Here is a 10,380-nt window from a genome sequence, read left to right as displayed (position 1 = left end):
CCACCCCTGCGTCTTCGAATACGTCTACTTCGCGCGCCCCGACTCGTACCTCGAGGGGGTCTCGGTCTACGCGTCGCGCATGCGCATGGGGGAGAAGCTCGCCAAGACCTTCCGCGCGGCGGGGCACACGGCCGACGTCGTGATCCCCGTCCCCGACTCGGCGCGCACGGCGGCCCTCGCCATGGCCCACGCCCTCGGGATCCCCTTCCGCGAGGCCCTCGTCAAGAACCGCTACGTCGGCCGGACGTTCATCATGCCCAGTGACCGGGAGCGCAAGCGCTCGGTGCGGCAGAAGCTCAACGCGATCTCGGAGGAGTTCCGCGGCAAGGACGTGTTGCTCGTGGACGACTCGATCGTGCGCGGGAACACCAGCCGCCAGATCGTCCAGCTCGCCCGGCACTGCGGCGCCCGCCGCGTGATCTTCGCGTCGATGTCGCCGCCGCTCATCCACCCGTGCGTCTACGGGATCGACATGTCGACGCGCCGGGAGTTCGTCGCGCGCGATCGCTCGCACGACGAGATCGCCCTCGAGATCGGCGCGGACGCGGTCGTCTACCAGACCCTCGACGACCTCACCGACGCCGTCGGCGGGGCCGAGCCGCGGATCCCGCGCTTCTGCACCGCCTGTTTCTCCGGGAACTACCCCACCGGCGACATCACCCCGAAGATGCTCCTGCAGATCGAGGAAGAACGGACCGCCCAGGCCGACGCCACGGTGTGACCGTGGCACGCGTGCTCCTGCCGGCCCCTCCCGGCTTCAATTTCCCGCGCACGGTCCTCAGCCACGGCTGGTACGGGCTCCCGCCGTTTCGTGCGGAGGAGGGGGCCCTCGGGGCGACCGTGGCCACCGCTTCCGGCGCCTACGCGATCCGGCTCGAGCCGGCCGAGGGAGCCGTCGCGATGACGATCGCGGGGCGCCCGACCCCTTCGACGCGCAGGGAGCTCGAGGCGGCGGCGAGGCGGATCCTCAACCTCGACCTCGACCTCGGGCCGTTCCACGATGCCGTGCGCACCGACCCGCGCTTCGCCTGGATCGCCGAGACGGGAACCGGGCGCTTCCTTCGGGGGGCCTCGGTCTTCGAGGACGTCGTGAAGCTCGTCATGACCACGAACTGCTCGTGGTCGCTGACGGTGAAGATGGTCACCGCGGCGGTCGAGCGCTACGGCGAGCCGGCCGCCGACGGCACGCGCGCCTTCCCGACGGCGGAGCGCCTCGCCTCGGTCCCCGAGTCGGCGTGGCGCAACCACGTGCGTGCCGGGTACCGGGCCCCGTCGTTGCGGAAGCTCGCCGGGATGGTCGCGCGCGGCGAGGTCGATCCCGAGGGATGGCCGACCCATCCGGGCCCCGTCGTCGAGCTCCGCAAGCGGATCCTGGCGCTCCCGGGCGCCGGCCCCTACGTCGCGGAGAACCTGCTGAAATTCTGGGGGCGCCCGGACGGCCTCGCGCTCGACTCGTGGATGCGGGCCGAATACGCGCGCCTGTTCCACGGGGGGAGGAAGGTGACCGACCGGACGATCGGGCGGTCGGTGGCGCGGCTGGGGACGTGGGGGGGCCTCGCGCTCTGGTTCCACTTGACCAAGGATTGGGTGCCGACGGACTGAGTCGCCGTACGATCCCGGCGTGACCTCCACGCTGCTCCTCGCGGCCGCGGCGCTCGTCGTCGACTACCCGCTCGACGGGTCGGCCTTCCCCCCCGACTTCGCCGCTCCCACGGTCCTCTGGCACGACGACACGGGGGCGACGCATTGGCGCGTGACGCTCGCTCCCGCCGCCGGCGCGACCCTCGTGACCGAGGTTCCCGGCGGACCGAAACCGGCGGGCACGATCGACGAGCGGTGCGTGTCCGTGACGAACAGACTCCCCGAGCCCACGCCTTATCAGGCCACCGCGCGCGCGTGGCGACCGCCGGCCGCGACCTGGGAGGCGATCCGGAGCCGGCCGGGGAAGGTCCGGCTCACGATCGAGGGGATGGGGCCGTCGGGCGTCGTGTCGTCCGGGAGCGTCTCGCTGTCGATCTCCCCGGATCCCGTAGGCGCCCCGATCTTCTATCGCGACGTCCCGCTGATGCCCTCCCAGGGGGAGGACGGCGTCATCAAGCCCCTCGGCCAGCAGTCGCTTCCGCTGATCGCCTGGCGGCTCAAGGACGTCTCGCGCGACGACAGCCGGGTGCTGCTCACCGGGATGACGACCTGCGCCAACTGCCACAGCTTCTCGAGCGACGGGAAGACGTTCGGGATGGACCTCGACGGCCCCGACGGCGACAAGGGGGCGTACGCCCTCGCGGAGCTGAAGGAGAGGACGGTCCTCGACAACGCGCAGATCCTCTCCTGGAACGCGTTCGCCGGGAGGCCCCCCGATCGGTTCACGCTGGGCTTCCTCGCGCGGGTGAGCCCCGACGGCAGGCACGTCGTCGCGACGGTGAACGACGCCCTGTACGTGCGGAACTTCGGCGACTACCGCATCCTGCAGGTCTTCTACCCGACCCGCGGGATCCTCGCGGTGTACTCCAGGGACACCGGCAAGATCGAGGCGCTCCCCGGGGCGGACGACCCGGAGTACGTGCACTGCAATCCCGTGTGGAGCCCCGACGGGAAGTGGCTGGTCTTCGCGCGCGCGAAGGCGCGCGACCCGTACGACCGCGGCAAGCCCCCCGCCACGTTCGCCGGCGATCCCAACGAGACGCCGATGCGTTTCGAGCTCTACCGGATCCCGTTCCACGGCGGCAAGGGCGGGGTCGCGGAGCCGGTACGGGGCGCTTCGGCGAACGGGATGAGCAACGCGTTCCCGAAGATCTCCCCCGACGGGAAGTGGATCGTCTGGACGCGTGCGACGAACGGGATGCTCCTGCGTCCCGACGGGAAGCTCTGGATCGTCCCGTTCGAAGGGGGGACGCCGCGTGAGCTCGCGTGCAACACCTCCCTGATGAACTCGTGGCACAGCTTCTCGCCGAACGGGAAGTGGCTGGTTTTCTCCTCGAAGCAGAACACGCCGTACACCGAGATGTTCCTGACCCACATCGACGCCGAAGGAAACGCGACGCCGCCGATCCTCGTCGAGAACGCCAAGGCGGCGAACCGCGCGGTCAACATCCCGGAGTTCGTCGCGACCGGGTACGACGCCTTCCGCGAGATCACCGTTCCCGCGGCCGACTACCGCCACTACGTCTCGAAGGGCGTCGAGCTCGCCAAGGCCGGAAGGCACGAGGAGGCGCTCGCGCAGTACCGCCGGGCCCTCGCGGGGGACCCGCAGGCCTGGCGGCTGAACGACTGGCGGACCCACGACAACGCGGCGAAGGCGCTGATCAAGCTCGGCCGGAGGGAGGAGGCGCTCCAGCACGCGATGGCCTCGGTCGAGATCTACGCGAAGAACGCCGAGACGCAGTCGAACCTCGGCTACCTCCTCTTCGAGGCGGGACGCCTTCCCGAGGCGCGCACGCACCTCGACGCCGCGGTGAGGCTCGCGCCGACGGACCCGCAGGTCTGGATCAACCGCGCGGCCCTCCGGTTGACGGTCGGGGACGCGGCGGGGGCGGAGTCGGACTACTCGCGCACGATCGAGCTGCAGCCCGACGTCGTGCCCGCCTGGCAGGGGCGCGCGATCGCGCGCTACACGCAGGGGAACACGGCGGGCTGCCTGGCCGACCTCGACGAAGCCGCCAAGCGCGCCCCCGTGGGGTCGGCGCTGCGTCGCGAGATCGAAGACGTCCGGCAGCGGATCGCAAAATAGGGACAGCAACCTATTTCGGTAACTTCGGGCACTCACCCCATGCCCCAACCCCGAAGCTCACGTCATGCGGATGGGGAATGTGGTGATAGTCCGAAGTTACCGAAATAGGTTGCTGTCCCTATTTCTACCAGCGGAACTCGGCGGCTTCGGCGCGCATCGCCCAGCGCTGGGTGAGCTCGCGCGCGAGCCCGGCGGGAAGGAACGGGATCCGCACGCGGTGGTCCAGGCGCAGCCCCCCCGCGGTGTCGACGCCGACGGTCGCCGTGCCGTGGCGCCGGTCGAAAGGGGATTCGACGAGGGAAACCGCCTGCACCTTCGCGAACCGCGTCGCGCTCGTGCGTCGCGTCCACCACCCGCTCCGGAAGGCGACGCACTCCGCCCCTTCCGCCCAGCGAAGGCTCCGGGCCTGAAGCCACCCTCCGGCGAGGAACGCCGCGAGGATCATCCCCCCGGCGATCAGCCCGCCCGGCGCGAAGCCGGCGAGTCCGGCGAGCGTACCGCCGAAGACGAGACCCGTGAACCCACGCCGGACGACCAACCTCCGCCGCGCGCTCGGGTGCGGTTGCTTCCACTCGAGGGCGGCGAGGTCGAGGTCGGGCTCGATCGTCTTCACGAGATCCGCGACCTCGCCGGCGGCCATCAGCGGGACCAGCCAGTCCTGCCGCCGGCGCCCCCCGCCGTTCTCGTCGCGCTCCGCGGCGCCGCCGCCGGCGCTCTCGACCTGCACCGAGGCGCGGCCGAAGAGCCGATGGAGCGGCGTCTCGCGGATGCTCACGATCTGGATCCGGTGGCGCGGCACGGTCGCGGAGACCCGCGTGAACAGCCCCGCGGTCGTGCGGAGGTCCTCTCCCGCCAGGCGCAGCTCGAAGCCGTGGAAGGTCAGGAGCGCGTGTGCGATCGAGAGCATCCGGAGCGCGACGATCAGTCCCAGCAGCGCCAGCACGCCGAGGAGGATCCCGCCGGGGGAGAGGATCGATTCGGAGATGGAGTCGGCGATCGAGCGGGGGTCGAACGGAAGCCGCTCGGCCTCCTCGGGCCGCCAGAGGTACTGCGTGGCCAGGCCGAAAAGCGCGGCGACCACCACCGTTCCTCGGTTCGAGATCACGCCGAACAGGATCCGCTCCCTCAGCGGCATCCCCGCGAGCACCCGCGCCTCGGGTTCCTCGGGGGAAGCGGGCGCGTCGGAGGTCGTTTCGGGAGCGCGCTCGCGCGCGATCTGCGCGCGCATCGCATCCACCGCCTCGATCGAGAGGACCCGGAAGGTCGCCTCCGCCTCGCCGCCGCTCGCCGTCTGCACCCGCACCTCGGCGACGCCGAAGAGGCGGTGGAGCACGTTCTGGACGAGATCGACGTTCTGGATCCGGGCGTAGGGGATGTGCCGCTCGTTCCGGAAGAGCAGCCCGCGCCGGACGACGAGGTCCTTCTCGTCGAAGCGGTAGCGGAAGGTCACGTAGCGAAAGACCGCTCCTGCCGCGGCCATCGGCGCGATCACGAAAGCGAAGATCGCCTCGTAGCGGTCCCCCCGAGCCAGCACGAAGACGAAGAGCGCCGGGATGAGCAGGCGCCAGGCCACGCTCCCCAGGCCGAAGATCAGCGACGAGGGATGGAGCCTCAGCTCAGACGGCATCGCCGCGCCCCGCCGACACGAGGAAGTCGCGGACCTCGATCGCGACGGCGTGGGGGAGTCCCGGCACCTCGACCGAGGCGTGCGCGGTTCCCGCCGTGTGCACGACGAGGGTCGCGAGGCCGAAGCGCCGCTCGAGCGGTCCCTGCGAGACGTCGGTGTGCTGCACGCGCGAGCGGGGGACGTTGACGATCGAGCGCCAGAGGACCCCGCGCCGGATCTCCAGGCCGCGTGCGTTCAGCCGCCACGACGACCTCCGCCACGCCGCCTCCGGCCAGAAGGTCGCGACGGCGGCGAGCAGCAGGAACAGGGACATCGCGGCGCCGAAGATCAGCGACCCGAGCGCGAGCGAGGGCCGCGCCACGAGCACGGCGATCAGGCTCGCCAGCATCGCGCCGCCGCCGACCACGAGCGCGGCGATCCAGCCGGTGAGCCGTTCGAGGGCGACCCAGTTGCGGTCGAAGGGGTGGTCCCGGTCGAGTTCCATCGACCGGAGACGGTATCATCCGCGCCGTGAGTCTCAACGGGTTCGACGTGGTCTTCCTCGCGGCGGCCGTCGCCTGCGCCGCCTACGGCCTCATCCGGGGGTTCTCGCGCATCGCGATCGGGATCGCCTCCCTCGTCGTCGCGTTCCTGCTCGCCTCGTGGTTCCGCGACCCGGTCGCCGCATGGCTCCGGGGGATGGGGGTGAAGGAGGCCGCCGCCGGACTGACCGCCTACGCGGCGATCTTCCTCCTGACGATGCTCGTCGGCGGGGCCGTGGCCTGGGTGGTGCGGAAGGTCCTCAAGGCGGCGCTGCTCAGCTGGGCCGACCGCCTGGCCGGGGGGGCGCTGGGGCTCACGGCGGCGATCCTCGCCGGGGCGTTCGTGATCCACCCGCTCGCGGCGTCGTCTCCCTGGGGGCGGGATCTCCTGTCCGGCTCGCGGCTTGCGCCGTACGCCTCGGTCGTCTCCGACCTCGCGAACGTGGTCACGCCGGAGCGTTACGGCGCCGCGTATCGCGAGGAGATCGGAAAGCTCCGGAAGGCCTGGCGCGGAGAAGTGAAACCGGCGTTGGAGCGCGCCGTCCGGGCCGACTAGAATCCGCCCGATGGCCGAGCCGATCCCCCTCCCCGTGCCCGACGCGTCGCCCCAGCCTCGCGTGCGGATCACCCGGCACTTCCGGGCCCCGTTCGCGAGCATCCTGACCTCGGCGCGGACCTGTTACTCCGCCAAGCTGATCGAGGACGAGCACCTCAAGCCCGGCAACGAGCTGCTCGCCCGCGACCTCTACGAGGCCGGCCACCACACCACGATCCAGCACGCGTATTTCCAGTTCTCGCTGGAGAACGTCTCGCGGCAGTTCCTCTGGTCGTTCCTGCACGCGCACCCGTTCTACAACTCGGAGCAGGTCAGCCAGCGCTACGTGAAGGTGCGCAAGCAGAACTGCTTCGTCCCTCCGCTTAAGGGGGAGGCGCTGGCGGTCTACCAGGAGGGGCTGGACGAGCAGCTCGCGTTCTACCGCGAGATGATCGTCTCGCTCACCCCGCTCGCCACACGCGCCTACGACGCGCGTTTCCCGGCCCGCGCCAACAAGCGCGAGAAATACGGGAAGGAGATCGAGAAAAAGGCCCAGGAGATCGCCCGGTACGTATTGCCGGTCGCCACCTGCGCGTTCCTCTACCACACCGTGTCGGCGCTGACGATCCTGCGTTACTGGCGGATGTGCGAGCAGCTCGACGCCCCCTACGAGCAGCGCCTGGTCGCCGGGAAGATGGTCCAGGCGATCCTCGAGGTGGACTCCGAGTACAAGCGCCTGCTCGACGAGCCGATCCCCGCCGCCGACACCCCCGAGGCGAAGTTCTTCGAGGCCCGCCCCGAGCTCGCGGCTTCGTCCACGCGCGCCGCGTTCGTGAAGGAGTTCGACGCCTCCCTCGAGGGAAAGACCTCGAAGCTGATGGACTGGAAGGCGAGAGGAGAGGAAGAGGTCGCGCGGGCCGTGCGCGAGGTGCTTGGGATTCCGTCGTCGGCGCTGTCGGACGACGAGGCGATTCGCCTCGCGGTCTCGCCGGCGAGAAACCCGATCCTCGGCCAGGCCCTCAACCTCTCGACGATGGACAAGCTCACGCGGGCGATGCACCACCCCGCGTACACCTTCCGCAAGAAACTTTCGCACGCCGGGGACTCGCAGGACCAGCGCCACCGGATGACCCCGGCCTCGCGCCCGATCCTCGCCGCGCACCAGACGGGAGAGCCCGACTACGTCACCCCGACGCTCGTGAAGCAGGACGGCGAGGTCCACCGTCGTTACGACGCGATGATGACGCGGATCTGGGAGCGTATCGGCCGCCTCAAGGCGATGGGCGTCTCCGACGAGTTCGCGAACTACCTGCTCCCGAACGCGGTCGCGGTGCGGTTCACGGAGTCGACGGACTACCTCAACCTCCGCCACAAACACGTGATGCGCCTTTGCTACAACGCGCAGGAGGAGATCTGGCAGGCCTCGGTGGACGAGGCGCTGCAGGTCCGCGAGGTGCATCCTCGACTGGGCGAGTGGCTCCTCCCGCCGTGCACGATCCGCAAGGAGGCAGGGACCAAACCGTTCTGCCCGGAGGGAAGCCGATTCTGCGGGCTTCCGATCTGGAACGAGAAGGTCGAGGGCTACCGGAGAGTGATCTGAGACCTCACGGCGTGAGGGTCCTCGCCTCGACCAGCCCCTTCGGCAGGCTCGACGCCCGCGTGAGCGTCGCCCGGACCTCCCCGCCCTCGCGCGCGCCGGAGGCGGTGTTCTCGTAGAGGAGGATCGCGGCGTCGCACGCGGCGTCCCGCCAGATCGTCCGCCGCTGGCGCACCGTGAGGGACTCATCCTCGATCAAGGTACCGGTGACGTCGGACGCCGGAGCGCCGAGTCGTGCGGTGAGTTGCGTTCGAAGCGGCCCGGCGCCCACGTCGTCGTACCCGACGTCCCACTTTTCGAGCCGCCCCGCGTCGTCGATCACGATCACGCCGTGGAGCTTCCCGGGCTGGACGACCTGGGCCTGGCCCTTCACGTGCAGGGTGACGGAGCGGACGGCGAGCACCGCGTCTCCCGTCATGCCGAGCGCGTAGCCGTCGAGGGTCCAAGCGGAGCAGTCGGGAGCGGCCGCCGCATCGAGGCCGCCGAGCGCAAGGCCGAGCATCACGACCGCTGTCGGGGCGCGCTTCATGGATCCTCCGAGCGTTGCGGGATTGTCTCATGGTGGCCGGGCGTATAGTTCCGATACCTAGGCGAGGAAGGGGAACCCATGACGATGACGCGGCTCACTCCGATGCTCCCGGTGAGGCACCTGCCGGCGAGCGTCGAGTTCTATCGGAAGCTGGGATTCACCGTCGAGCGGCGGGACGATCGGCAGGGCTGGGCGATGCTCGCTCTCGACGATTGCCGTCTGATGATCGACCAGTCGATCAACGTGCGACCGGACGGACCGCGGCAATCGGTGATCTACCTGTACCCCGACGACGTCGCCGCTTACCACCGGTTCGTCCGGGCGAACGGCGTCGAGGTTCCCGACCTGGAAGTCACCTTCTACGGCATGACCGAATTCCGGATCGAGGATCCGGACGGGAATCGGCTGTGGATCGGGCAGCAAACGGCGAGGGAAACCCGATGAGAAGGCTGCTGTGGTGCAGGATCGTGCTGGTCGCTGCCGTGGCGTCCGGGAGTGGGGCTTGGGCCGAGCCAGGACGGATCGTGGCGCCGGGAATCGCGGTCGCCGACGTGGCCCCGGACTCCCTGACCGTGGACCTCGAGTTCGAGACCGCGAGCGAGACCCTCGAGCAGGGGGCTGCGAAGGCTCGCGCCGTCGCCGCCGACCTGCAGTCGATCGCGCCGCCCCTCGAGGGCGTGAAGCTCTCCGTCGAGCGCGACCTGACGTTCATGCAGCAGAAGAAGTGGACGATCGCCACCAAGCAGCAGTTCAAGTTCCGGCTCCAGGCCGACGGGGTCCCCGAGGGCCAGGCCGAGACGTGCATGGTCGCGCTCGTGCAGTCGGCCTTGGCGAAGGTCCCGGCCCTGACGGTGACGGGATTCGAGGCACGGCTCTCGGAGATCCGGACGAAGCAGTTGCACGCCGTCCTGCTCAAGCAGGCGATCGCCGACGCTCGTGAGTTCGCGGCCATCGCTGCGGCGGAGGCCAATCTCGACGTGCGGTCGGTGCGTTTACTGCGGGTCGGGCGGCCGGGTTCCGAATCGCGGCCGTACGACCTGGAGGAGACGGTCACCGTTTCGGCCGAGCCGTATGGATACCGCCGCCGCGGGTTCATCGTGAGCGATGAGCTCGCCTCGACGATCCGCGTATCGGTCCGCGTCGTCGTCGAGTACGAGTGTGAGCCGCGGTAGCGGCTCCCCCTGCAATCCGAGTCCGGTGGACGGCGGTCCGGCTCGCATCGCGCGCTCCGGCCTGTCAGAATCGGCTTGCTCGTGCGATGGGCTCGATCCGGAACGGAGAGGTGATCCATGGCCGACAAATCCGGACTCGTCAGCGAGGCGTTCCAGGTGTTCCTGAAGGAAAGCCCGGGACACGCCCAGGCCTGGATGGGTGCGGTTCGGGGGTTGAGCGAAGCGAGCGCGCTCGACGCGAAGACGCAGGCGCTCGCCTACCTCGCCGTGCTCGCCGCGCTTCGCCTGGAGAGCGGCGTTCCGTTCCACGTCGCGCACGCCAGGGAGCTCGGCGCCTCCCGCGACGAGGTGATCAGCGCGATCCTGGTGGGGCTTCCGGCCGCAGGACACGTCGTGACGCAGGCGCTCCCCGCGGCGCTACGCGCCTACGACCAAGCCTGAGCTGCCAAGACTCCTCGAGGGACGTCCATGCTCGACCGGCTGCTGCCCCGTCCCATCGACAACACCATGGATCCTCCAGGCTCACGACGGGGTGAGGTGGCTCGCGCTTCGAATCTGGGCGCGGTTCCGGAAGCCGGAGGCGACATGAGACTCCGCAACCCCGCGGCGCTCCGCGCCATCCAGGCCGACATCACGACGCTCGCCGTCGACGCGATCGTCAACGCCGCCAAT

Annotated in this window: 11 protein-coding genes; 8 read left to right on the top strand and 3 right to left on the bottom strand. The window is 70.1% G+C overall.

What is annotated here, in order from left to right:
• The 3 genes from VF139_03500 to VF139_03490 form a co-directional block, all read left to right on the top strand.
• Window positions 1-721: phosphoribosyltransferase family protein (locus tag VF139_03500; GenBank protein HEX6850446.1), on the top strand; the 721-nt coding region annotated here is incomplete at its 5' end.
• A 2-nt stretch (window positions 722-723) separates the two neighbouring features.
• Window positions 724-1,602, top strand: a complete 879-nt coding sequence (locus VF139_03495) for a hypothetical protein (GenBank protein ID HEX6850445.1) — start codon at window positions 724-726, stop codon at window positions 1,600-1,602.
• Window positions 1,603-1,621: 19 nt separating this feature from the next.
• On the top strand, window positions 1,622-3,727 hold the full coding sequence (locus VF139_03490) for a tetratricopeptide repeat protein (GenBank protein ID HEX6850444.1): 2,106 nt from the start codon (window positions 1,622-1,624) through the stop codon (window positions 3,725-3,727).
• Between the two features lie 124 nt (window positions 3,728-3,851).
• Here VF139_03490 and VF139_03485 read toward each other — a convergent pair whose 3' ends face one another.
• Together VF139_03485 and VF139_03480 are read right to left on the bottom strand one after the other, a co-directional pair.
• Window positions 3,852-5,354, bottom strand: coding sequence for a PH domain-containing protein (locus tag VF139_03485; protein HEX6850443.1), 1,503 nt, complete (start codon window positions 5,352-5,354; stop codon window positions 3,852-3,854).
• On the bottom strand, window positions 5,344-5,838 hold the full coding sequence (locus tag VF139_03480) for a PH domain-containing protein (GenBank protein HEX6850442.1): 495 nt from the start codon (window positions 5,836-5,838) through the stop codon (window positions 5,344-5,346). The genes VF139_03485 and VF139_03480 overlap by 11 nt, the downstream gene beginning before the upstream one ends.
• A 26-nt stretch (window positions 5,839-5,864) precedes the next feature.
• Between VF139_03480 and VF139_03475 the strand changes: the two genes are divergently transcribed.
• Together VF139_03475 and VF139_03470 are read left to right on the top strand one after the other, a co-directional pair.
• Window positions 5,865-6,431 (top strand): CvpA family protein, encoded by a 567-nt coding sequence (locus VF139_03475; GenBank protein HEX6850441.1) that lies wholly within the window; start codon window positions 5,865-5,867, stop codon window positions 6,429-6,431.
• A 10-nt stretch (window positions 6,432-6,441) separates the two neighbouring features.
• Complete coding sequence (locus tag VF139_03470) at window positions 6,442-8,010, top strand: FAD-dependent thymidylate synthase (protein HEX6850440.1); 1,569 nt, start codon at window positions 6,442-6,444, stop codon at window positions 8,008-8,010.
• Between the two features lie 4 nt (window positions 8,011-8,014).
• Here the strand turns inward: VF139_03470 and VF139_03465 are convergent, their stop codons facing one another.
• On the bottom strand, window positions 8,015-8,536 hold the full coding sequence (locus tag VF139_03465) for a hypothetical protein (protein HEX6850439.1): 522 nt from the start codon (window positions 8,534-8,536) through the stop codon (window positions 8,015-8,017).
• Between the two features lie 78 nt (window positions 8,537-8,614).
• Between VF139_03465 and VF139_03460 the strand changes: the two genes are divergently transcribed.
• The 3 genes from VF139_03460 (at window position 8,615) to VF139_03450 (ending at window position 10,149) form a co-directional block, all read left to right on the top strand.
• Entirely contained in the window at window positions 8,615-8,980 is a 366-nt protein-coding gene (locus VF139_03460) for a VOC family protein (GenBank protein HEX6850438.1), read from the top strand.
• Complete coding sequence (locus tag VF139_03455; protein ID HEX6850437.1) at window positions 8,977-9,708, top strand: SIMPL domain-containing protein; 732 nt, start codon at window positions 8,977-8,979, stop codon at window positions 9,706-9,708. Before VF139_03460 ends, VF139_03455 begins: the two co-directional genes overlap by 4 nt.
• A 117-nt stretch (window positions 9,709-9,825) precedes the next feature.
• Window positions 9,826-10,149, top strand: a complete 324-nt coding sequence (locus VF139_03450) for a carboxymuconolactone decarboxylase family protein (GenBank protein HEX6850436.1) — start codon at window positions 9,826-9,828, stop codon at window positions 10,147-10,149.
• Window positions 10,150-10,380: the final 231 nt, after the last annotated feature.

This window comes from Candidatus Polarisedimenticolaceae bacterium, from assembly GCA_036376135.1.
Taxonomy (GTDB): Bacteria; Acidobacteriota; Polarisedimenticolia; order Polarisedimenticolales; family DASRJG01; genus DASVAW01.
This window is presented reverse-complemented; position numbering and strand designations above follow the sequence as displayed.